General features: G+C 40.7%; 23 protein-coding genes. 10 read left to right on the top strand and 13 right to left on the bottom strand.

What is annotated here, in order from left to right; genetic code table 11:
• Positions 1-6 precede the first annotated feature (6 nt).
• Positions 7-1,120 (top strand): peptide chain release factor 2 gene (prfB, locus tag NVS78_RS13995; RefSeq protein ID WP_286359711.1). Its coding sequence is split into 2 segments (ribosomal slippage): positions 7-69 and positions 71-1,120, totalling 1,113 coding nucleotides; the frame shifts between segments, so codons are not numbered across the junction.
• A gap of 56 nt (positions 1,121-1,176) precedes the next feature.
• Positions 1,177-2,124, top strand: a complete 948-nt coding sequence (gene rfaE1 / locus NVS78_RS13990; protein WP_286359710.1) for a D-glycero-beta-D-manno-heptose-7-phosphate kinase — start codon at positions 1,177-1,179, stop codon at positions 2,122-2,124.
• 58 nt (positions 2,125-2,182) lie between these two features.
• Here the strand turns inward: rfaE1 and pdxT are convergent, their stop codons facing one another.
• The 3 genes from pdxT to NVS78_RS13975 all read right to left on the bottom strand — a co-directional run bounded on the left by pdxT (position 2,183) and on the right by NVS78_RS13975 (position 4,847).
• Positions 2,183-2,755 carry a pyridoxal 5'-phosphate synthase glutaminase subunit PdxT gene (gene pdxT / locus NVS78_RS13985; protein WP_286359709.1) on the bottom strand — a complete coding sequence of 191 codons (573 nt, stop codon included), beginning with the start codon at positions 2,753-2,755 and terminating at the stop codon, positions 2,183-2,185.
• A gap of 114 nt (positions 2,756-2,869) precedes the next feature.
• Complete coding sequence (pdxS, locus tag NVS78_RS13980) at positions 2,870-3,739, bottom strand: pyridoxal 5'-phosphate synthase lyase subunit PdxS (RefSeq protein ID WP_041502562.1); 870 nt, start codon at positions 3,737-3,739, stop codon at positions 2,870-2,872.
• A gap of 238 nt (positions 3,740-3,977) precedes the next feature.
• Positions 3,978-4,847: a sigma-70 family RNA polymerase sigma factor gene (locus tag NVS78_RS13975; RefSeq protein WP_286359708.1), complete on the bottom strand. Its 870-nt coding sequence runs from the start codon at positions 4,845-4,847 to the stop codon at positions 3,978-3,980.
• A 324-nt stretch (positions 4,848-5,171) separates the two neighbouring features.
• On the opposite strand from NVS78_RS13975, the gene rpmH reads away from it, so the two are divergent.
• Positions 5,172-5,330 carry a 50S ribosomal protein L34 gene (gene rpmH, locus NVS78_RS13970; RefSeq protein ID WP_082027580.1) on the top strand — a complete coding sequence of 53 codons (159 nt, stop codon included), beginning with the start codon at positions 5,172-5,174 and terminating at the stop codon, positions 5,328-5,330.
• A gap of 14 nt (positions 5,331-5,344) precedes the next feature.
• Here the strand turns inward: rpmH and NVS78_RS14215 are convergent, their stop codons facing one another.
• A complete protein-coding gene (locus tag NVS78_RS14215) occupies positions 5,345-5,485 on the bottom strand; it encodes a FeoB-associated Cys-rich membrane protein (protein ID WP_082032877.1) in 141 nt (46 codons plus the stop codon).
• Between the two features lie 44 nt (positions 5,486-5,529).
• A complete protein-coding gene (feoB, locus tag NVS78_RS13965; RefSeq protein WP_286359707.1) occupies positions 5,530-7,992 on the bottom strand; it encodes a ferrous iron transport protein B in 2,463 nt (820 codons plus the stop codon).
• A 299-nt stretch (positions 7,993-8,291) separates the two neighbouring features.
• On the opposite strand from feoB, the gene NVS78_RS13960 reads away from it, so the two are divergent.
• Positions 8,292-9,056, top strand: coding sequence for a hypothetical protein (locus NVS78_RS13960; RefSeq protein ID WP_041502560.1), 765 nt, complete (start codon positions 8,292-8,294; stop codon positions 9,054-9,056).
• On the opposite strand, the gene NVS78_RS13955 is transcribed toward NVS78_RS13960, so the two are convergent.
• From NVS78_RS13955 to NVS78_RS13945, 3 genes are all read right to left on the bottom strand, one after another.
• Positions 9,053-10,192 carry a GNAT family N-acetyltransferase gene (locus NVS78_RS13955; RefSeq protein ID WP_286359706.1) on the bottom strand — a complete coding sequence of 380 codons (1,140 nt, stop codon included), beginning with the start codon at positions 10,190-10,192 and terminating at the stop codon, positions 9,053-9,055. The genes NVS78_RS13960 and NVS78_RS13955 overlap by 4 nt on opposite strands.
• 23 nt (positions 10,193-10,215) lie before the next feature.
• Entirely contained in the window at positions 10,216-11,109 is an 894-nt protein-coding gene (locus tag NVS78_RS13950; protein ID WP_286359705.1) for a DUF2156 domain-containing protein, read from the bottom strand.
• Between the two features lie 87 nt (positions 11,110-11,196).
• Positions 11,197-12,936 carry a thiamine pyrophosphate-dependent enzyme gene (locus NVS78_RS13945; protein ID WP_286359704.1) on the bottom strand — a complete coding sequence of 580 codons (1,740 nt, stop codon included), beginning with the start codon at positions 12,934-12,936 and terminating at the stop codon, positions 11,197-11,199.
• Positions 12,937-13,071: 135 nt separating this feature from the next.
• Here NVS78_RS13945 and NVS78_RS13940 point away from each other — a divergent pair, with 135 nt between their 5' ends.
• Positions 13,072-14,130 carry a class I fructose-bisphosphate aldolase gene (locus tag NVS78_RS13940; RefSeq protein ID WP_286359703.1) on the top strand — a complete coding sequence of 353 codons (1,059 nt, stop codon included), beginning with the start codon at positions 13,072-13,074 and terminating at the stop codon, positions 14,128-14,130.
• A 161-nt stretch (positions 14,131-14,291) separates the two neighbouring features.
• On the opposite strand, the gene NVS78_RS13935 is transcribed toward NVS78_RS13940, so the two are convergent.
• The 3 genes from NVS78_RS13935 to NVS78_RS13925 all read right to left on the bottom strand — a co-directional run bounded on the left by NVS78_RS13935 (position 14,292) and on the right by NVS78_RS13925 (position 16,204).
• Entirely contained in the window at positions 14,292-14,669 is a 378-nt protein-coding gene (locus NVS78_RS13935) for a VOC family protein (protein ID WP_286359702.1), read from the bottom strand.
• Between the two features lie 11 nt (positions 14,670-14,680).
• Positions 14,681-15,385: an MBL fold metallo-hydrolase gene (locus NVS78_RS13930; protein ID WP_286359701.1), complete on the bottom strand. Its 705-nt coding sequence runs from the start codon at positions 15,383-15,385 to the stop codon at positions 14,681-14,683.
• A 129-nt stretch (positions 15,386-15,514) separates the two neighbouring features.
• Complete coding sequence (locus NVS78_RS13925; RefSeq protein ID WP_041505577.1) at positions 15,515-16,204, bottom strand: response regulator transcription factor; 690 nt, start codon at positions 16,202-16,204, stop codon at positions 15,515-15,517.
• 366 nt (positions 16,205-16,570) lie between these two features.
• Between NVS78_RS13925 and lepB the strand changes: the two genes are divergently transcribed.
• The gene (gene lepB, locus NVS78_RS13920; RefSeq protein WP_286359700.1) at positions 16,571-17,425 is read left to right on the top strand and encodes a signal peptidase I; all 855 of its coding nucleotides are present in this window, start codon (positions 16,571-16,573) and stop codon (positions 17,423-17,425) included.
• Positions 17,426-17,443: 18 nt separating this feature from the next.
• Here the strand turns inward: lepB and NVS78_RS13915 are convergent, their stop codons facing one another.
• Together NVS78_RS13915 and NVS78_RS13910 are read right to left on the bottom strand one after the other, a co-directional pair.
• Positions 17,444-18,142 carry a response regulator transcription factor gene (locus NVS78_RS13915; RefSeq protein WP_041502552.1) on the bottom strand — a complete coding sequence of 233 codons (699 nt, stop codon included), beginning with the start codon at positions 18,140-18,142 and terminating at the stop codon, positions 17,444-17,446.
• Positions 18,143-18,169: 27 nt separating this feature from the next.
• Positions 18,170-19,531 carry a sensor histidine kinase gene (locus tag NVS78_RS13910; protein ID WP_286359699.1) on the bottom strand — a complete coding sequence of 454 codons (1,362 nt, stop codon included), beginning with the start codon at positions 19,529-19,531 and terminating at the stop codon, positions 18,170-18,172.
• Between the two features lie 109 nt (positions 19,532-19,640).
• Between NVS78_RS13910 and NVS78_RS13905 the strand changes: the two genes are divergently transcribed.
• Genes NVS78_RS13905 through NVS78_RS13890 form a run of 4 tightly spaced genes read left to right on the top strand, consistent with a single transcriptional unit; the run spans position 19,641 to position 23,453 of the window.
• Positions 19,641-19,937: an NVEALA domain-containing protein gene (locus NVS78_RS13905; RefSeq protein ID WP_041502551.1), complete on the top strand. Its 297-nt coding sequence runs from the start codon at positions 19,641-19,643 to the stop codon at positions 19,935-19,937.
• A gap of 28 nt (positions 19,938-19,965) precedes the next feature.
• On the top strand, positions 19,966-21,021 hold the full coding sequence (locus NVS78_RS13900; RefSeq protein ID WP_286359698.1) for a TolB-like 6-bladed beta-propeller domain-containing protein: 1,056 nt from the start codon (positions 19,966-19,968) through the stop codon (positions 21,019-21,021).
• Complete coding sequence (locus tag NVS78_RS13895; RefSeq protein ID WP_286359697.1) at positions 21,008-21,571, top strand: peroxiredoxin family protein; 564 nt, start codon at positions 21,008-21,010, stop codon at positions 21,569-21,571. The genes NVS78_RS13900 and NVS78_RS13895 overlap by 14 nt, the downstream gene beginning before the upstream one ends.
• Positions 21,552-23,453, top strand: a complete 1,902-nt coding sequence (locus NVS78_RS13890; protein WP_286359696.1) for an O-antigen ligase family protein — start codon at positions 21,552-21,554, stop codon at positions 23,451-23,453. The genes NVS78_RS13895 and NVS78_RS13890 overlap by 20 nt, the downstream gene beginning before the upstream one ends.
• Positions 23,454-23,575 lie beyond the last annotated feature (122 nt).

Raw genomic sequence — 23,575 nt, 5'->3', positions numbered from 1 at the left:
TAAACAATGATCACGATTGACCATATCAAAGCACTGGCCGAAAGAGGTGAAGCATTGAGGAGGTATCTTTGACATCGATCAGAAAAGGGTACAACTCTCAGAAGAAGAATTAAGAACGCAAGACCCAGCCTTATGGGAAAAACCGAAAGAAGCCGAAGCGTTAATGAAACGGGTCCGGGAATTAAAATCTTGGATCGAGGGTTATGAAAAAACAAAAGCTTCCATAGAAGATTTGACGGTTCTTTACGATTTTGCGAAAGACGGAGAAGCGACTGAAGAGGAGGTAGATAAACAATACGAAGAGACGGTTAAGATCATCGAAGATATCGAACTCCGCAATATGCTAAGAAAAGAGGAAGACCATTTCGGGGCCGTCTTGAAAATAAATTCCGGAGCCGGAGGCACGGAGAGTCAGGATTGGGCTTCCATGTTAATGCGTATGTACATTCGTTGGGCAGAAGACAACAAATACAAAGTTACGATTAGTAATTTGCAGGATGGTGATGAAGCCGGTATTAAAACCGTAACCATGCAAGTAGAAGGAGACTTTGCCTACGGTTATCTAAAAAGTGAGAACGGTGTACATCGTTTAGTTAGAGTTTCACCTTACAATGCCCAGGGTAAACGAATGACATCGTTCGCCTCTGTCTTTGTCACGCCTTTAGTAGACAACACGATAGAAATCGCAATTAACCCGGCGGACATCACGTGGGATACCTTCCGTTCGGGAGGTGCCGGTGGGCAGAATGTAAACAAAGTGGAGACAGGCGTTCGATTGCGTTACAACTACAAAGACCCGGATACCGGAGAAACCCAGGAGATCCTGATCGAGAATACGGAAACTCGCTCTCAACTGGACAACAGAGAAAATGCGATGCGTCTATTACGTTCCATGTTGTATGATATGGAATTGAAAAAACGAATGGCAGCACAAGAAAAAATAGAGAGTAGTAAAAAGAAAATAGAATGGGGGTCTCAAATCCGAAGTTACGTATTCGACGATCGTCGGGTCAAGGATCATCGTACCAATTATCAAACCTCAAACGTACAAGCAGTCATGGATGGAGATATCAGTGAGTTTATCAAAGCCTATCTGATGATGTTTGGAGGGGAAAATTGAAAAATAGAAGAATTGAAACAACATCCATTTTAACCATAACCGTAAATCGAATTATCGTGGATTTTTCAAAATGTAACATACTGATCGTCGGGGATATTATGCTTGATAAATACTATTTTGGGAAGGTCGAGAGGATCTCCCCTGAAGCCCCGGTTCCCATCGTAAACATTGTCTCAGAAGAATCCCGTTTAGGAGGAGCTTCCAATGTGGCGAACAACATCAGTAGCTTGGGAGGAAATGCTTTTCTTTGCGGTGCTATCGGACATGATCTCTTCGGAAAAGAAATTGAACGGATGGGCAGACAAAAAAATATCCGGACTTCATTTATCAAAACCGAACAACCCACGATCGCCAAGGCCCGGGTGATCGGAGGACTCCAACAAATTGTCCGTATTGATTACGAACAAAAATTACAACTGAACGAAAGAGGATACCATCAATTAAAGGAACTAATTTCAAAATTAATAAAAGAAGTCCACTTGCTGATTGTCTCCGATTACGGGAAAGGATTTATTTCTCAAGAAATCTGTTCTTTTCTTATTCAAACGGCACAAGAACACCACATTCATGTGATCGTAGATCCCAAAGGACAAGAGTGGGAAAAATACGCCGGGGCCGATTTAATAACTCCCAATGTGAAGGAATTAGGTGACATCATTGGGAAAACGATAAATAACGACGACAGGGAGATCGAAATCGCCGGAAAAACGATTCTTACCCGTTATGGCCTTTCCGCACTGCTCGTGACAAGAAGTGAAAAGGGCATGAGTCTAATCAACAAGCAAGAGACCATTCATATCCCGACTTATTCACAGGAAGTTTTCGATGTCAGTGGAGCAGGCGACACGGTCGTTGCAACTCTTGCTTTAGCTCTCTCTGCAGGAAAAGATATAAAAGAGGCTATGTATATTGCCAATGTAGCCGCAGGGATCGTAGTTACCAAATTGGGTACGGCAACCGTGACACAAGAAGAGTTAAACAAACATCTTGGAAAAAGTTACTGAACGACAATTAAATATAAATAAAAAGAGGTTATTCGTGATCCAGATAACCTCTTTTTTATTACGCTTGAATCATAGATACTAAATATTTATGAAATTCCGAACGATCGGTCAGTTCCGGGTGAAAAGAGGTCACCAACATATTCTTTTCCTGAGCTGCCACCATATGCCCGTCTATTTCACAAAGGATCTCAACCCCTTCTCCGACCTTCGTTATATAAGGAGCCCGAATAAATACCAAGGGGATCTCCTCCTTTCCGACTTTAGGAATTATCGTGTTAGTGGAAAAACTATCGATTTGACTACCATACGCATTACGCCGTACACTGATATCCATAGTAGCTAAATGAGTAACCGAATCGTTAACCAACTCCTTAGCCAACAATATCATTCCCGCACAAGTTCCCCACGTGGGCAAGCCCTCTTTTATTTTTTCCCGTAAAGGCTCCATTAAACCAGTCCGATTCAATATTTTCCCCATTGTCGTACTCTCTCCGCCCGGCAATATAATGGCATCGATTTCTTTCAATTGTTCGGGGTATTTTATAATTACAGGTTCTTGTCCGATTTTTCGGATATGCTGTTCATGTTCTATGATAGCCCCCTGAAACCCTAATATTCCAATTTTTTTCATCTTCCCAAACTTTTAGCCTCCCCTAAAGGATCTATACAGCCCAAAATAAAGAAGAATTCCAGGGATTTGAAAACTCGTCTCCCCGAAATCCTTTTCTATTTCCATTCTTGCAATTTACCAACCGCGATCGGCATATTTATTCTCCAACGTATTAATCTCCAAGCCAGACATAGGTTCACCCAAATTCTCCGATAGTTCGGCCAATTTAACCGGATCATTGTAATACGTAGTAGCCAACACGATTGCCTTTGCCCGTTTAGCAGGATCTCCCGATTTAAAAATACCGGAACCTACAAATACCCCTTCACATCCCAATTGCATCATCAAAGCGGCATCAGCAGGAGTAGCAATACCACCGGCAGCAAAATTCACCACAGGCAATTTCCCGTTTTCATGTACATATTTCACAAGATCGTACGGTGCTCCCAACTCTTTAGCGATAGACATCAAAGCCTCTACCGGCGCACCTTGTACCATCTTTATATCATTGTTCAACTGACGCATATGTTTCACAGCCTCCACTACATTACCCGTACCAGCCTCTCCTTTGGTACGCATCATAGCCGCTCCCTCACCTATACGTCTCAAAGCCTCTCCCAAATTACGACATCCGCATACAAACGGAACTTTAAAAGCAGTTTTATCCACATGGTATAAGTCATCAGCAGGAGTCAACACTTCACTCTCGTCAATGAAATCAATACCGATAGCTTCTAATATTTGAGCTTCCACGAAATGTCCGATTCTTACTTTCGCCATTACAGGAATAGATACGGCTTGCTTTATTGCTTTTATCATATGCGGATCCGACATTCTGGCAACACCACCATCTCTACGAATATCCGAAGGCACTCTTTCCAATGCCATCACGGCACATGCACCGGCAGCTTCAGCAATCTTTGCCTGTTCTACATTGGTAACATCCATGATTACCCCACCTTTTAACATCTGTGCAAGGTTCTTGTTTAGTTCATACTTTCCCATAAGGTACGCGTTTTATAAATTACTAAAAAATTACATATCGCCTTTGTTTTCCCTTTCAATATTTCTTTAAAAAGGATTCATAATGGCGAGCAAATATACGGACTTTAGTTTATAATAAAGTATTTTCTCTTTATTTTATTATCAATCTCAAACTACAAAAGGTCCGTCACTATCCAATTGATAAGAAAACAGCATGAAATAAGAAAGTATTCACTTGTGATTCAGATACTCGCATGTATTACAGATAGGTTTTCAATCGTTTGTTCCTACAGGTCGTTTTTAGTCGTTTGATGGCCTTTGATTTAATCTGCCGTACTCTCTCACTTGTAAGTCCGAGATGGTTTCCGATCTCCTCTAAAGACATGGATTGAAATCCTCCCAATCCATAATACATCCGAATAATCAAGGCATCCCGATCTTGAAGAATGGCAAGAGACCTGTCTATCTCCGTTTTTAAAGAATCGGCATTCAGTTTCTGCTCGGCTTCCGGAATCACATTATCACCAGGAACAAATACATCATACATGGTCACGGCATCACTTTCCGAAGAGAGAGGTGCATCCATGGAAATAGGTCTGCCGGATATTTTGAAACTTTCCCTCACTTCTTCCGGGGCAACATCCATCTGGGCCGCAATCTCTTCTACCGTCGGTTCACGTTGATACTCCTGTTCCAAACGAAAAAAATAGCGATTGACCTTGTTGATGCTACTGATTTTATTAAGAGGCAAACGTACTAATCTGGCATTTTCAGCGATAGCCTGCAATATAGATTGACGGATCCACCATACAGCGTAAGAGATAAATTTAAAACCTTTAGTCTCATCAAAACACTCTGCCGCTTTGATCAAGCCCAGGTTTCCTTCATTTATCAAATCATCCAATGCCAATCCATGATTTTGATATTGCTTCGCCACAGAGACTACAAAACGCAAATTACTCATCACCAGAATCTCACGAGCTTCTTTATCACCTGAACGAATTCTCTTAGCTAACATAGCCTCTTCATCAGGTGCAAGCATTTCTATCTTTCCGATCTCTTGCAAATATTTCTCAATCGAAAAAGATTCTCGGCCTGTAATCTGCTTACTAATCTTTAACTGTCTCATAGCACAATCGATTATTGCTTTAAAGTTAACAATCTAATTTTAATAAAAAAATATATGTCTATTTTTTTCTCCATCTACACGGTATACGGCGGAATGGCAACTTTGTTATAACAATAGGAAATCTTTATCCGGTCTACGGATACTATTTTCTGATTCCAGTAATTCTCCCCCATTGATGAACATACATTTTTCTTCATATCTTAAAATGGGGCTGAATTATTATATTTGCACATTTCAAATTTTACTGGAAATCTTTGGAGCTATCAAAAAATTCGCTACTTTTGCAGTCCGAAGTGAGAAAATAATAACATAAGATAATTCGCAATGAAACGGACATTTCAACCATCCAACAGAAAAAGAAGAAACAAACACGGTTTCAGAGAAAGAATGTCTACCGCTAACGGTAGAGCTGTATTAGCCAGAAGAAGAGCTAAAGGAAGAAAAAAACTTACTGTATCTGACGAACACAGGCACAAAGCTTAATATAAAAGCTGCTTTTACAAGCAGCTTTTTTTATGTTTACTACATCCGCAACAGCCCCCTTCGCCTTTTCTGCTTTTCTTTATCAAACGATATATACCTCTTCCCAGCGCAAAGATTGCCACGGCAATAATAATATACGTAAATATCAGTTGCATACCTTATTTCATTTTATCTCTTTATACGTACAAAAGTTACCTCATTACATAAATAGATCCAGCATCTGTTTCAACACGAAACAAACCACCCAAGCCAACACAATCGTGTAACCCATTACGAAAATAGCCCATTTATAACCGATTTCCTTATCAATTGCGATCAAGGAGGCAAAACAAGGCAAATACAGTAAAACGAAAACCATAAATATAATAGCTTCCATTGTGGTAAATCCCTCTTCCTTCAATTTTACCTCCAAAGAGGAAGCCGAGGTATGATCATCGCTTTGGTATAGAACAGCCATCGTGCTCACGACAACCTCTTTCGCCGCTACACCGGTAAGCAAACTTACTCCGGCCTTCCAATCAAATCCTAACGGAGCCCATATCGGTTCCATGGCACGTCCCATCCGACTGATATACGAATTTTCCTGACGCTCACGAATCTCCTGACGATGCAAACTCTCCAGTTTAGCTGTCTTCTCTTTTTCCAACTGTTCCGCATCTCCAACCTCTATCAACACGTTTCTACCATACGCAGCCTCTACTTCGGCTTTCTGGATTTCATATTCCTGCTGAATTTTTTTATCGATAGGGAAATAGCCCAACGCCCAAATCAAAATGGAAGCGAACATGATAATTCCCCCCATCTTTTTTAAATATTGCTCTCCCTTATTCCACATGTGAATCAAGGTGGTCCGTAAGGTCGGCATACGGTAAGGTGGTAACTCCATGACAAAAGGAGCTTCTTCCTTATAAAAAAACAACCGTTTAAACAATTTGGCCATCAATACCGCCATCACTATGCCGAAGAGATAAATACCGAAAAGTACAATAGCCGCGTATTCCTCAAAAAATGCTCCGACCAACAGAATATAAACCGGTAATCTCGCACTACAAGACATAAGCGGATTTATCAATATGGTTAATATCCGGTCATTTCTATTTTCCAAGGTACGCGTAGCCATAATTGCCGGCACATTACATCCGAAACCCATGATCAAAGGGATAAAACTTTTTCCATGCAATCCTATCTTGTGCATGAGCTTATCCATGATAAAAGCCGCTCGGGCCATATATCCTGTATCTTCCATAAAGGAAATGAAAAGGAAAAGGATCAATATATTCGGCAAAAAAACAATTACGCCCCCGACACCTCCGATAATTCCGTCTATCAGTAAATCCTTTAAAGGACCGTGCGACATCGTGTCTCCGACAAAATCCCCTAAAGCCTCCACTCCGGACTCGATCCACGACATCGGGTATTCCCCGAGACTAAACGTGGCAAAGAAAGTCAGAAAAAGAAATAATAGAAAAATCGGGAAACCAAACAGCTTATGTGTCACAATCGCATCTATATACTCGGTCTTCCGCCGACGATTGACAGGGCTCTCCTTATAAGTTTCTTTCAAAGCCCCGGAAATAAAACCGTACTTGGCATCCGTCACGACCGCCTCTACATTTTCTCCGTACACGGCCTCGATACGAGCGGATTGTTCCCGAATAATCTCCAGCAAAGACTCCCTGGGCCCATCCCGGGTCACAAATTGTAGAGCTTCCTCATCCCTTTCCAATAGCATCAACGCCATAAAACGGGGAGAAGCTTTATAAATCAAATCCTTTTCCTGTTCCAACTCCGTCCGAATAGCCACAATTCCCTTCTCTATCTCTTCCCCGTAATTGATATGAATATGACGTACCGTTTTACTTCTCCCTTCATATACCTCAATCACTTCCCGTAGCAACTCCTTAATCCCCCGTCCTTTCGCCCCTACCGTCGGAACGATAGGCATTCCTATCATTTCTCCTAACTCCCGATAATTAAAGATTGCCCCGGAACGCTCCAATTCATCATACATGTTTAAAGCAATTACGCTTTTTACATCCATATCGATCAATTGGGTCGACAAATAAAGATTGCGTTCCAGATTAGAAGCGTCTACCACGTTAATAACTACATCCGGAGCCTTATCCATAATGTATTCACGAACAAACTTCTCCTCGTTGGAATAAGCAGAAAGAGAATAAGTACCAGGAAGATCAACTACATTAAAATGATATCCTTCAAAACGTAAGCTGGCCTCTTTAGACTCCACCGTAACCCCACTATAATTTCCCACATGTTCGGAAGAACCGCTGATATAGTTGTACAAGGTTGTTTTTCCCGCGTTGGGATTTCCGACAAAAGCCACATTAATATTTTTATCCCTACCCGTCCAATGTTTTGCCAACGCATCCTCGACCTCTGTTATCTCTCCGGATATGCCGACGATATCTACAGCTTCATCAATGGATACGATCTCAATAAAGGCTGCCTCTTTCCTACGTAAAGAGACTTTATACCCCATAATAGAATATTCGATCGGGTCATTTAGCGGAGCATTCTTTATCGCTTTAACTACTTTGCCCCGAATAAACCCCATCTCGTTTAAACGTTTCCGGAAAGCACCATATCCTTTCACTTTTACAATAACTGCACTTTCTCCTGTTTTTAATTCCGATAATAACATAGTCACTTATAAAAATAGTACGCACTTCCCCACCTCTTATCTTTCCAATAGGGCAAAGATAATTATTTTATTTTTATTCTTTCTAAATAAACATAAAAATTACACTCTCCCCGTAATATTGACAATTTACAATCTGATTATCAATAATCGAAACGGAATAATATTTTTTATTATCTCTTTCCAGGTAAAAAACTCATCTTAAACCAGAGATCAAAGAAAGGAAACAAATAAAATCGATAAGAAGCCGTCCACTATTCATATAAATACGTTACTTTTGCGAAAGAATAGCAATCGTTGTAATGGAGAATCAAGAGGAAAAACAGTGGAACAGCATGAATGACCTACTTTCTAAAATAGGCTCCCAGCTAAACATCTTAGAAGAGGAAATCGATGTGGATATACAACATACTTATATGGGAATGCTGGAAAAATTGCTTAAAAACGAAAAGAGTTTTAAAAGCTTATGCAAGCGGGCACAAGAAAAAACGGATCGACTATTTGACGAAACGGTAGATGAAAAAGAAAAACAACAAATGTTGATTGCTTTGGCCACAATAGACGACATTGCCATTTATCGAACTATTGAAACTTTTCAGAAACAGGATTCTAAGCTTAAAAAATGGGCCACCGTGGCTCTCCAACAATCCCGGATGTTAATTCAATCGACATTAATGGATGAATCGACCGTATACGTGTCCACCGGCTTAGGAGGCCAAGGTTCCCTCCTGCGCTATTTCTGCGTCTATTTAGCCAATGACAATACCTTATTAAAATCATTCCAGTACGACATTGCCAGAAAAGAGACGGAATTGGTCATTACGAAAGCACAAGGAAAAATAGAAGAATATGCATTTTTCGACAAATACATTACCTTCACTCTATTATTACCGATAGAAGCCGAATTAAAAGAGATATTCGAATCCATCATTGATGAATGCAATACTTACGGGCATTTTCTAAAAGAGAATATAATCATCACAAACGTGAAGAAATTAACTCCCCAAGAGATTGATCACTTTCTTGATACGCAAGCACAGAAACAAAATCCGGCACAACCGCTCTAATCGAGCATTAAACTCATATAAGGACGACGATGTTCAAAAACAGAAGTTTCTCCAGCAACGCGGTCCGGATGATATCCCAATAAAAGAGAGGTCAATTCGGCCACATCCACTTTTATAGGAACAAAATTCTGAAGCCCGTAACCTTCTTCGCAGCTTCCCTTTCTCACGGTATATATTCCCGTGTTCTGAACAATCTGTTCATCGGTCACCTCCACCGCAAAAGATTTCTCCGGATAACAAACAGCATATAATTCAAGCATTTGAGGAACATCTATAATCCGAGCCATTCCATAATGTACCTGCTGTTTTCCATGAGGTAACTCTTTACATCCGATACGTTTCACTCCCCAAGTTTGTCGTATTTTTGCCAATAAACCATTTTTTATTATCTCCGAGTCGTAAAACCAATCATTCACCCGGATCTGTTCTTTCTCCTGTAAAACAAAAGCCATCCCCACAATCCGACGAATCGCATCCCGGGCAACCAACAATTCACCTCCACTCAGGCAGAGATCCTCGAATATACACTCAAAATCCTCCCTGGTATGTTGCACGCAACAAGCCCGAGCCCTCATGCGAGAAGCAAAATAATCGTACAGATCCGTGTCTCCTGCAAGTAATTTTTCCGGAAACTCAAAATCAATATCGTCCGGCAACTCTCCCGCCTCTTCCCCGTAAATGCCCCAGGTATAATCAAAAACCGGAGCATACCCCAAACGACGATAATAATCAAACAGCCATGCCTCTTGAGGGATTAAGGTACTCATCACGACATTTCGCTTTCCCATCTCCTCGAAAGCCCTCAACAGAAGCCGTTTCATAATTCCTTCGTTCCGAGCTTTCGCTATCGTACATGCACCCGATATATAAGAAATATCTATACAGCTACCGGCGTAAGTCATAGGATAAGGCAACATCTGCAAAGCTCCCAAAGCTTCACCTTCCACAATACGATACAGCAGCGTATTTTCCCCCTTGTACTTCCTCTCAAAATACAATTGAATAAATTCTTCCGTATCCTCGAAACAATCCCTCCACAAGCGGATGACCTCCAACTTCGATAATTTATCTTTTGCCAAAGAGATCATCCCCTCCTGGTATTTCCGATTGACGATTTTTTCCGAATCCTGCTGCATATCTTCCTCCTTGTTTTTAATTTCTATTTAACTAACTCGGCAAACCCCTTTTCAAGCAACATCACCGGACGGTAAGAGAGTTTTGCCTTCCGCAACCCGGGTATCCCCAAATCCTCTTCCCTGTTCAAATAGATATATTGTTCCGGTAAATGCAATGCAAATTCCTGATTAATCATATTATAAGCACCTTCAATCCGCGTATCCGCCTTCTCTATATGGACGGCAAAAGTATCATGGGTGACCGGAACTCCATAAGTGAAAGCAACAATCTCTCCATCCACCCAAAGAGCTCCTCCCGTGAGTTCCAGTTCTTCAAAATGACGTAAAGCAAAATTCAGGGCTTTCCTTTCATTCTCCAAGCTCTCGGATTCATCACAATCATGCTCCTCGCACCATTTTTCCTCCAATTCCAAGCAATGCGGTACTAAATCCGGAGTCAACGGAGTATATTCGTAGGAATACATCCGCTTGAATTTATTGACATGATTTCGTTTGGCCTGAAAATTTTTTCCTTTTAACTCGGCCAAATCTTTTCTCCAATAGATGTAATCAAAATAATCCCTGTCCAATATATACTCGAAGCGCCCCGGAAATTCCCTGTTCAACCACTCCTCCACGCGAGGAAATACACCATGTATACGTAAAGGGTGCCCTTCCACCTTTGCCTGTTCCTTCAATACTCCTATTACAGCTTTAATATCCCCTCTGCCTACCGGCATCAGATAGACAACCCGCTCTTCGTCTAAAGTAAAGCGTATCACCAAGCAATCGTCCACGATAGCAAAACAGCTGCCGGTCAAAAATTGCCAACTGCACAAATTTACAAACGACAAATTACAATCTCTGTTATTATCAGGTAATAAATAAGAGGTAATTACCTCTTTGTCTTCTAATCTTATCGGCTTAAATTGTATCATAAATCTATTTACTATTCTATTTCCAGACACGAATATAATATGCTTTTCGATACAATTTTCTTTTTATTCCAAATATCATACTTTCTATCACAATAACCCCTTCACGTGATGAATATTGGACTGAATCGTATCAAAAACTTCCTCTGTCCTGCCGTTTATCATTAACTTGTACATGGATTGAGCGAACCCAACCATTTGTCCAAACTCTATTTTAGGCGGCATTGCCAAAGCATTAGGGTCGGTCATTACGTTAATCAAAGCCGGTCCGTCAAACCGAAATGCTTGCTCGAATGTCTCTTTAACCTCTTCCGGATTTCCTACGGTATACGCGGCCATCCCCATTGCCTTCGCCACTGTCGCAAAATCAGGATTCAATAAATCCGTCTGCCAATCCGGTAATCCCGCAACCTCCATCTCTAACTTTACCATTCCCAGTGCTCTGTTATTAAAAACAACCACTTTTACGGGTAACTTATATTGGACGATCGTTGCCAAATCACCCAATAACATGGAAAGTCCTCCATCCCCACACAAAGCCAACACCTGACGCCCCGGATAAGCCAATGCAGCCCCGATAGCCTGTGGCATAGCGTTAGCCATCGAACCGTGATTAAAAGAACCTAACATCTTCCTCCCTCCTGTTGCCTGCAAATAACGTGCCCCCCAAACACAAGTCATTCCCGTATCGACTGTAAATACGGCATTTTCAGTGGCTAATTCATTGATCACCGACATCACGTATTCGGGATGAATTTCATTCAAATTCCCTTTATTTTTGACATAAGCAGCCAAATCCTCCTTAACCTCGGAATACCTATCCAATTGTTTTTTCAAAAACGAATCATCCTCTTTTTGAGTTATAAAAGGTAATATAGCTTGTAACGTATCCTTTACATCCCCACAAAATCCCATTGTCAATTGGGCACGACGTCCCAAACGAACAGGGTCTATATCGACCTGTACAATCTTATTTTTTTTAGGCATAAAAGCGGCATACGGGAAATCAGTTCCCAACAACAACAAGACTTCCGCTTCATGCATACTATGGTATCCGGAAGGCATACCTAATAAACCGGTCATACCGACTTCATTGGGATTATCGTATTGTATTTCCATCTTGCTTTTAAACGTATAGGCAACAGGAGCATGTAGCAATTTCGATAATTGAACCACCTCGTCATGGGCCTCCTTTGCTCCCATACCACAAAAGATGGTCACTTTTGAAGAGGTATTCAACAAGGCTACCAAAGGTTCCAATTCACTATCCGAAGGAAAAACTTTCGAAAAAGTGGGAAAAGAACGAACGGAAGAGAGCACCACTTCCGCCCCCGCGGCCGAAAGATCGCCAGGAAGCCCTAAAACGGCCACTCCTTTACGGGATATTGCAGTCTGTATAGCAGATTGCAACATTCTGGGAAATTGTCCGGCTGTCATGGCAATCTGATTATAATAACTGCAATCCTCAAATAATTTCATGGTATCCGTTTCCTGAAAATATTTCATCCCAAATTCCGAGGTCGCCATAGTCGAAGCAATAGCCAACACGGGAGTTCCCGATCGATGGGCATCGTACAGCCCGTTGATTAAATGTACATGTCCGGGACCGCTACTTCCGGCACAACAAGCCAATTGCCCGTTCAATTGAGCTTCCGCTCCCGCGGCATAGGCTCCTGTTTCTTCATGTCTTACCTGTATCCATTGTATCTTTCCGTTACGCCGGACAGCATCATTGATCTCGTTCAAACTATCCCCCGTAACGGCATATATCCTTTGTACTCCCGCCTCAACCAACGTTTCTACTAATTGTTCAGCGATTTTTTTTGACATACTTCTGTAATTTAAATTCATATTTTTCTTCCCGATAAAACGTATTCTTCACTAAAATGTTCACATATTTCAAGAAAACCTTTCAATGAAAAACAACGTTTAAACAACAAAAACAAATCAAAAAATATAAACACCATGAACACGAATGAAATAAGTAATCTGTTAGGTGATCAGAGCGAGTATTATTTAGAACATACTTGCAAAACCATCGAAAAATCATTAATACACGTACCCTCACCTTCCGTAATTGAAGATTTATGGGTAACATCCGACCGAAATCCAAAGACATTAAATAGCCTGCAATCGATATTCTCACACGGACGTCTGGCAAACACGGGGTATGTTTCCATCCTTCCTGTCGACCAGGGAATAGAACACTCCGCGGGAGCCTCCTTTGCTCCCAACCCGCTCTATTTCGATCCGGAAAACATTATAAAATTAGCTATAGAAGGCCATTGCAATGCCGTAGCCTCGACTTTCGGAGTCCTGGGAAGCGTAGCTCGAAAATACGCCCATAAAATTCCTTTTATCGTAAAAATAAATCACAACGAATTTTTAAACTATCCCAACACGTACGATCAAATTTTGTTCGGAACAGTCAAAGAGGCCTGGAACATGGGAGCCACGGCCATAGGGGCCACGATCTATTTCGGCTCGCCCGAAAGCCATCGCCAATTGATCGAAATAGCCGAAGCCTTCGCTTACGCGCATGAGCTGGGAATGGCAACCGTACTGTGGTGTTATCTACGAAACAGCAATTTCAAAAAGGAAGGAACGGACTACCATCTTTCAGCCGATTTGACCGGACAAGCGAACCACCTGGGCGTGACCATCGAAGCCGACATCATCAAACAAAAACTTCCTGCCAACAACGGAGGATTCACAGCTCTCAATTTCGGTAAAACCGATGCCAGAGTCTATTCCCAACTCACGACAAAACATCCGATTGATCTTTGTCGTTACCAAGTCGCCAATTGTTATATGGGTCGTATCGGTCTGATCAATTCCGGAGGGGAATCCAAAGGAGAATCCGACTTAAAGGAGGCCGTAATCACGGCCGTCGTAAACAAACGAGCCGGAGGAATGGGACTCATCAGCGGCCGGAAAGCATTCCAGAAACCCATGAGTGAAGGTGTCAAATTATTACACGCGGTTCAAGACGTCTATTTAAACAAAAACATCACGATAGCCTGAAATAATTGTAGATTGTAGATTGAAGATTGTAGATTAAGAGGCTACAGGATGGTGTAATTTTAATTTATAATCTACAATCTACAAGCCCAATTACCTCTGTAATCCGCAACGAATCATCCAATCTTCTAATCACTAAATCACAAAATCGCTAAATCACAGAATCATGGAATCGGTAATATCTCGATCCAATACCCGTCCGGATCACTGATAAAATAGAGTCCCATTTCCGTGTTTTCATAACAAACACAACCTAATTTGTTATGAAAAGCCCTTACCTCTTCATAGTCTCCCTCCACCCGCAAACAAAGGTGGAACTCCCCTTCTCCCAGATCGTAAGGTTCTTTCCGGTCTCTCAACCAGGTCAATTCCAACAAAAAACGGGTTTTATCATCCGTGAGATAAACCAGAATAAAAGAATTATCCTTAGCCGTTTTTCTACGAGCTTCTTTCAAGCCAAGAGCCTGTTCATAGAAACGAATGCTCCGTTCCAGATCCGACACGTTTATATTAAAATGATCAAATCTACCTTTTACTTCCATAATTCCTTATATTAAAAATCTATACGTTCACCCTCTTTAGTCCAGGCGACAAAACGTATGCCCCGTACTTTCGCATAAGTCCCGAAAGCAGCGGCACGATCATAAGCCTGATCAAAATGCATAGGTACAAATACACCCGTTTTTATCCGGTCTACAAATTGTTCCGCCCCCAACATATACTCCTTGCCTAAACGAGGATCCACCGGAAACATCGCTAAATCGACCGAAGAAGCTTCCGACACCACCTCCTCCAATTCCGCTTTAAAATCAGCCTCCGCCTGCCTGGATTCCGCCAACGTAGACTCCTCTTTCCAATGCCAATTATTCAAATCTCCCGCATGGAAAATACGCTTCTCTGCCATGTTTATCAAAAAAGAGATACCGGCATCTGTCGAACCAAATGCCTTTACCCGTATCAAATCATCTTGATACACGTCCCCTTTCTCCAAAAATACAGCTTCTCGTTCTCCGGTTCTTCTTGATTCTAAAATATCTTTTGAAAACAGGTAAAGAATATCAGGACGCATCGTTTTCCAATTCAACACTTCCGGGTTAAAATGATCCGCATGCACATGAGAAGAGAGCACATAAAACGCACCCGGACGTCTTAATAAAAACGAATGAACATCTGCCGGATCCCGATAATAATCAATAACAATCGTAAATCCTTCCCCTAAAACAACGAAACCGCTATGTCCGATATAAATTAATTCCATCGTTCATGATTTATAATCCCGAAACAAGTAGACAAATATACCTATTTTATAATCGCATTCGACAACTAATACGACAAACTAAATAATAAGTTCCGGAAACACTCGTCAATAAAAACAGTCACGAAAAATTTACCAAACCAAACAATATCCTTTTCGGGGAATAGTAGTGATACGAACAGAGGGATCTTTTTCCAAAATCTTTCGGATACTCATCATGTACTTATCCAAATAACGAGTATTCCCGGAAAAATCGTTTTTCCACAACTCTTTGATCATGTCTTCTTTCAATACGACTTCATTCATATGTTCACACAAGAGATATAGGATTTTAGCTTCCATAGGCGTTAAATGAATCTTTTCATTCGCGATGACAAGATGTTGCTCCACGTAACTGAACAAGCAATATTCTCCTATCCGAAACACTTGGCTACTCTTTGTCCAGCGTTGTTGACGCCTCAATGCCGCACGAATGCGTGCATCTACCTCTTCCAACAAAAATTCTTTTCGAATATAATCGTCGGCACCAATATCTAATCCGGTTACCACATCGACAGAGCTTGCCAATGCACTAATAAACAATATCGGAACATTCTGATTCTCGGCTCGAATCAAACGGGCCACCTCGTAACCGTTCTTTTTAGGCATCATAATATCCAAAAGCACCACATCCGGATTGATTTTACGGTAAAGTCGCCAGGCCATTTCACCATCCCTGACATAGAATACCCTGTAACCCTGAAATTCTAAAAAATCTTTACACAACATTGCCGACAAAACATCATCTTCGGCATATAAAACACTAATCCTTTCCCTTTCCATTATTTACTTAGTTCGTGTACATATTCAGCACTTTAACGGCTTAAAGATACATCCTTTAAAAGAATTTTTTCATCCCCCTCCAACAGGCATTCCAGGCCTCCCCCAACTAATCCCTTTCCTTAAAACCTTACCCGACAAATCCTTATATCAGACAACGATTCACCATTCCCCTACCTTATAATCAACAGAAGAACCGAAAAATCCTACATATTCACTACAAATTTGCTACACATCTCATACATGTAAAATAGGTTTATTTTCTTGAAAAGACTCATAATATAATGATCTTTCCAGTACAATAAAACTTACCTTTTTCATTCCATCCAAAATTTATTATAAATTTGAAATTTCTATTTATCCATAAACATGAGACGAAGAAAACATTTTATCCCCTACTTGAAAGCAATTGTTATTGCCTTTTTCATTACGCTTTTACTTCGCCTTTTTGTCGTGGATTTTTACATGATCCCGACCGATTCCATGACTCCCGCTATCGAACCGGGAGATTATATTATGGTAAATAAACTTTATAAAGGAGCTCGATTTTATAAACAATTGAAATTCGAATCGGGAAAGACTCCGGAAACCTTTCGTGTTCCGGGATATTCATCCATTCGCCGGAACGATATTGTTGTTTTTAATCTTCCCACTCCCCTTTTTTCGGATCAAATGGAAATGGACCTATCCCATTTTTATGTGAAACGTTGTATCGGCTTACCCGGCGATACGCTCTCCATATCCAACGGGATATACACGATAAACGGACAAACCGGATACGGAAATTTGCGTGAACAGTATCTTCTCTCCCATTTCCAGGGAGAGTACCTTCCTGGAACATACCATACATTCCCCTTCGATACGACCTACGCGTGGACCATACGCTGCTTTGGTCCCCTGTTTATTCCGGCTGCAGGGCAAACCATTCTTTTAGATACCGTCAACCTCTCTCTTTTTCGCAGACTCATCTATTATGAAACCCATACCTCCCTCCATACCCGCCAAGGGAAAGTTTACCTGGAGGACTCCATCATTACCCGCTACACCTTTCAAAAGAACTGGTATTTCATGGCAGGGGACAAAATCTTTAACTCTCGGGATTCCCGTTATATCGGACTGATACCGGAAGACTTCCTCATCGGAAAAGCCGTACTCGTTCTTTATTCTAAAGATCCGGAAACCCGACAAATCTCATGGAAACGAACTCTTAACCTTATCCGATAAAATCAGATAAGCCAGAAACTAACCGTTGGCTTCTCCTTTCTTAACCAAACAATACCCCACCCTCCAGGTAGTCGATATTTTCAACGTCGGATCATTAACCAAAAGTTTTCGTATCCTCGAAATAAACTTATCCAAATAACGGGACGTCGCAACAAAATCATTTCCCCAACAGGCTTCCATCACATCCTGTTTCTTTACGACCTCATTCGCATGCTTTTCCAAGAAACGAATCAAACGCAACTCCAAAGGAGTTAGATGAATCACTTCTCCTTTTACAATCAGTTCACTCTCGACATAATTGAGCTTGGTGTATTCACTGATATAAATAAGAGAATCCTCTTTTTTACGATTCAATCCGGATATGCGCAATATGGACTGCATACGGGCTCCTACCTCATCTATCAAATACTCTTTCCGAATATAATCGTTCGCACCCAACTGCAACCCCTCCACAACGGACCGGGAAGAAGTTAAAGAGCTCACAAACAAAATAGGTACTTGCTCATCCTTTTTCCGTATCAACTTAGCAACCTCATAACCGCTCATTTCCGGCATCATCACATCCAACAATACGATATCCGGCCCCACCTCCTGGTATAGGCGCCAAGCCTCCGTTCCTGTACTCGCGTAATACACGTCATATCCCAGATTTTTTAAATAATTCCGACACATGTCCGCGTACAAAGCGTCATCTTCCGCGTATAAAACCTTAACCATTTTTTTATCAATTAACCAACACTATATTTATTTCCCTATATCAGGCATAACAATAGTAAACGTACTTCCTTTTCCGACTTCACTTTCAACAAGCACCTTACCTCCGTGAGATTTTACCACTTGCTTCACGTAACTCAGCCCGACGCCGAAACCATGAACCTCATTTCCTTTCGGATTAGGAATACGGTAGAATGATTCGAAAATCTTATTCAAATACTCTTTGGGAATACCCCGTCCCTGGTCCGCAACCGATACCTCAAAAGTTCCGTTCACCAATCTGCAACGAATGGTAATATCAGGTTTGTCCGATGAATATTTTATGGCATTGTCTACTAAGTTACGGATTACATTCGGGAAATGTACCCGATCTGCCCGGATTATTTCCCGCTCACAAACATAATCCAAATGAATGTCCGGAGAACGGTGATCCATGGAGTATTCATACACGATCTGCTCCAATTCGTTTTTTAAGTTCAACTCTTCCGGTATCAGCATCAAACTCTTTCCGTTCTTACCGGAAACCAACATTTTCTCGGATAAGTTGGATAATGATTTAATTTTCATACCAATACCATCCAATAATTTCTTTTGATTATCCGACAAACCGTCAACATTCCACATATGAAACATTTTTAACGCATTTAACACAAACGCCAACGGCCCTTTGATTTCATGTACCATACTATAAACAAAATCTTCACGCATCTCGCTCAATTGTTTCTGCATCAATATCGTCCGGATCTGGTAGACAAAACACCAAGTCAAAATCAGCATGACGATAATCGAAGCAAACAAAACCCCGCCCATCTGGACAAAGAAATATTTATAGGGAATATCGAAATAAGCGATCAATCCGTGGTTACAGGTTAATCCTAACGTCAATATCGAAGATTCGATATACTTATCTATATAGGAATGTTTATTCTCGGTTGTCTCCAACACCACTCCCTCATCCAGATCAATCAACTCCAAAATATATTTCTCATCTATACCCTTTTCCCGAAGATTCCCCGTGCATATACTATCCAAACGTCTTATATTTTCATGAGCATTTGCACTTACGATATCGTAACAACATCTGTTGATTAAAGTTACATAATTATAATCGCCATCGTAATTAATTGTATCTTTTTTCCCATCCAAAACTATCCATAATTCTTTTCTATTTTGCGAAACACTAATTGCAGATAAGCGAGAAGACAACATCTGATCATTAACAAATAAATCCACACCTTGTTCTATTGCTTCCTTTAAAATTTTATTTACGGATCTCTCGTATTCCGACCTTTGAAACTGAAAGAGGTTATATAGCCAGAATACCTGAAAAACAACAATACACACCATTGCGATTATCGAAATCGTCCACGTAATTTCAATACGCTTGTTCATAAAATATCATTTATTTTTAGCCACCTCAAAAGTAACAATTTATTTTCCTGCCCCTACTATATTTCATTAAAAAGAAAAGCTACATATTGAACACAAAATCGGTACAAATATGGAACATTTTATTCATTTAAGTCTCCTAATTTTGTCTCATCAAATTAAAAAAAAAGTTATGAAAATTAGAATTCTCATTTTTACCGTCATTTTAGTACTTATTGGACTTATCTCCGTCAATGTGTCCGTTTCAAAGGATAATACAACGGTAGATATATGTCTGGAAAACATTGAAGCTTTAGGTAGCGGAGAAGGAGGAGGCACGGGAGGGTGTAAAGCTGTTGGAACATTATGCTTAACTTCTGATGGACATGGAAATCCTGTTTATTACCCGGGGTTAGCAGCAGAACTTTAATTTAAAGTGATCATTTAATTATTGAATTTTGAAAAAGATTAGTTATATCATATCGGTGATGATTCTCGTTTGGGGATGTGCAAACGAGATGCGTGAAATAAAAAAGGAGAATCCTCTATTTAGTGAAGAAGGAAATGTCTCCATGCAAAAAGCAACGGGGATAATTGATTTGGAATCCATCGGGATCTTCAACCCCACCAAGGTAATTCGAAAAGACTCCTTGCTTATCGTGTTAAATCAAAACGGAGTGAATAAATTATCCATCTATAAATCAGACGGAACAAAGTTATTCTCCTTTTTACCGACCGGCACTGGAACCGCAGAAGGACTCTATTTCTTAACCATGAATATGGCTCCCGACGGGATCTTAACGGCTTATGATTTCGGAAACGACAAATTAGTGGAACTGGATATCAACCAGCTGAATGAGCCCGGGTTCGGCCCGACCTTTACATTGCTTTCCCCTACTCCGAAACATTTGAGCGTCGCCAAAAAAGGTTCGCTTCTGTTATCCACGGGTATATTTTTAGAAGGGCGTTATTGCCTCACCCTCGATAATCATTCCGGCTACTTTTTAAACTATCCGGAAACACCGGGAAAGGAAAATATGAGCGACTCTTTAAAAAGTATGTTATATGCCAGCAATGTAACCAAATTAAAACCAGACGGTTCCAGATTCGTATGTGCAAACATGCAAAGCGGCATCATTGATATCGGTGCGATCCATGATAATTCGACTATTACCCGGATTTCCGAACAGAACCTATATGCGCCCAAAGCCTCTACCTCATTAGCAAAAGCCAAACCTGTCGTGTACTCTATCGACAATTTGTTCGGATTTTGTGATATAGAGGTCTCGGATGACTACATATACGCTTTATATTCCGGGAGAAGTTATCGTAACTTTAAAAACCTGGTGGGTTACGGAGAAAAGATTATCGTGTTCGATTGGGAAGGAAACCACGTGAAAACATATCAGTTATCCGTACCCTTCACCAGCATCTCTTACAATAAAGAGGAACATGCCATATACGGTTTAACCAACACGCCTAAATCTTTACTCGTAAAGTATGCATTGGAATAGATCGTTTATACTGATTTCAATCGCACTGATCCTCTCCGGTTGTTATTCGAAAGAGGATCAGAACAAGAAAGTGGTACAGGAATGGTACGGGAAAACCGTCGTCATTCCCTCTTCCCTGAAACCTAAGGTGGCAGGAAGAGATACCACGATCTCCGCGAGCGAAATATTAGATAAAGATTATAACGTTCTTACTTTTGTTGATACGACCGGATGTACGGAATGCAATATGCGACTGTATGACTGGCGTTTGCTCATAGAAGAGGTAAAACAATACGGCAAAGAGATCAATTTTATATTTGTGATCCATTCATCCAATTTCGATGAGATCTCTGCTTTTGCGGTTAAGAATAAATTCAATTACCCGTTGTTTTACGATTATGACAATTCATTTGCCAAAGCGAACAAAAATTTACCGGTACAACCTGAATTTCAATCTTTTTTATTGGACAATAAAGGTAAGGTTATATTGGTCGGTAATCCGGTAAAGAATAAGTCTTTGTGGAAACTATATAAGAAACAAATGGAAATTTATGATAAAAGTGATTCATAAGTGGAGTATATATGCCATTTTTATGATTTTCTTTCTATTGACAGCTACCGTGCTGATCATTGATACCAAAATCATTCATGGTGTTTCCGTGGCCAAGCAATTCTGGTTTTTCACCTTTTTGCCGGTCACAGGAATAATCGCTTGCATGCTCACGTTACGTAAATCTTTCTATTTTGCATGGAATCATATCACCAACTTAAATATGATTGTGATGACTGTAGTGATTACAGGCATATATCTTTCAACCAACACACACGAAGTGATGAAGACAGGAACTCTCCTGTTAGTAATCACTTCTTACTTTTATTTCCTTGCTTTTTTCCAATTAAATAAAACGACCGACATAACCTTTCATTTTATGTTAATCGCTTTGGCTTTTATCGAGGTCATTTGGGGATATTGTCAATTATACGCTTACTTACCCAGTCAAAATTCTCGGTTCGGCCTTACCGGATCCTTCAATAATCCGGGACCATACGCGGCTTTTCTGGCTATTATCATGCCGTTCAGCCTGTATTGGACAATTCGATTAATCCAAAAATTGAGAACCATCGTTCGACAAAAAGGCAGAAAGGGAAGGACGGAAGCGGACAATGAAATAGCAACCATTGTTCTTCTACTTTTCCTATCGGGTTCCACGCTTATCGGGACCATAACTATTCTCCCTGCCACAATGGCCCGGAGCGCATGGCTTGCCGGCATGGCAGGTTCAAGTATCGTCCTCTTTTACCTTTTCAAAATAAAAGAAAAACTACAAAAGATACATAAACAACATCCCAAAGGTTATCTAATCTTATTCATAAGTTTCATCCTGATGCTTTCTATCGCCTGTTATGGAATCTACAGGTTAAAAAAAGATTCCGCCGACGGTCGGTTACTGGTGTGGAAGATATCACTCTCTTCATTAAAAGAGCACCCGTTAACCGGTGTCGGCATCGGAAACTTTCCTGCCGCATACGGGGAAGCACAGGCAAATTATTTCATGCAGGAAAATTCCTCTCCAAGGGAAAAATGGCTTGCAGACATTCCTGAATATGGGTTTAACGAATTCTTACAGATTGCCGTAGAAGGAGGTATCATAGGTATTGTTCTTTTTTTAATTTTGCTCTGTTCCACTTTATGGTACGGACTGCGTAACATCCGGCACAATCCGCATACGGTAGCCCCGATAGCTGCTTTTACAGCCTTTGGTCTTGTGTCGTTTTTTTCTTATCCGTTAAGCACATTGGCACTTGCGATACTTTTTACTCTCCTTCTCGCTCTCTGTAACACGTCACAAGTTCAGATTTCATCCCGCGGAAAACTCCATCCCATCTTTATCTATCTTCTATTTTTAGGAATAAATATCGGAATTATCTATCCGAAGTATCAGACGCGTCAGGCCTATGCCCAATGGGCGCAAGCTCAAAAATATTACGATATGAAAATTTTTGCCACGGCAGCAGAATCTTACGAGGCTCTCTATCCGATTTTAAAGGTTTATCCCGACTTTTTATTTGAATACGGGGATGCGTTATCAAAGACAGGACATTTGGATAAAGGCAACCGAATTTTATCGGAAGCTGCGCGAGGGATGGCCGATCCTATGATTTATAACCTGATTGGTAAAAACTACCAGGCCAAAAAACAATTTCATCGGGCGGAATACTACTTTCTTAAGGCACACTATTTGGTCCCAAACAGGTTGTATCCGCTCTTTCTATTGGCCCATTTATACCAGGAAATGGAGTTGCCGGAAAAAGCATTCCAAACAGCTCAACAAGTCATCAATGCGGACGTAAAAATAAACTCCACGGCAACAAAGGAGATAAAGTTTAAAATGAAACAATTAGCAAAAAATATACAAGAATCTTCTTTTTTAACTGGTGTTTCACACCAGTAATGAGCAATTCTTGCTCGTACACCAACACACACCTTTGAATTTCAGGGAAAGAGCAGCCAGAGGGCGCTCTTTCCCTCTCTCCTTTTTTCGGGATGATTTGCATCGTCGTGATTATTCTCTAT

Source organism: Gabonibacter chumensis (genome assembly GCF_024741215.1).
Classification (GTDB): domain Bacteria; phylum Bacteroidota; class Bacteroidia; order Bacteroidales; family Marinifilaceae; genus Gabonibacter; species Gabonibacter massiliensis.
The sequence above is the reverse complement of the archived record's forward strand: the minus strand, read 5'-3'. Positions and strand labels throughout refer to the sequence as shown.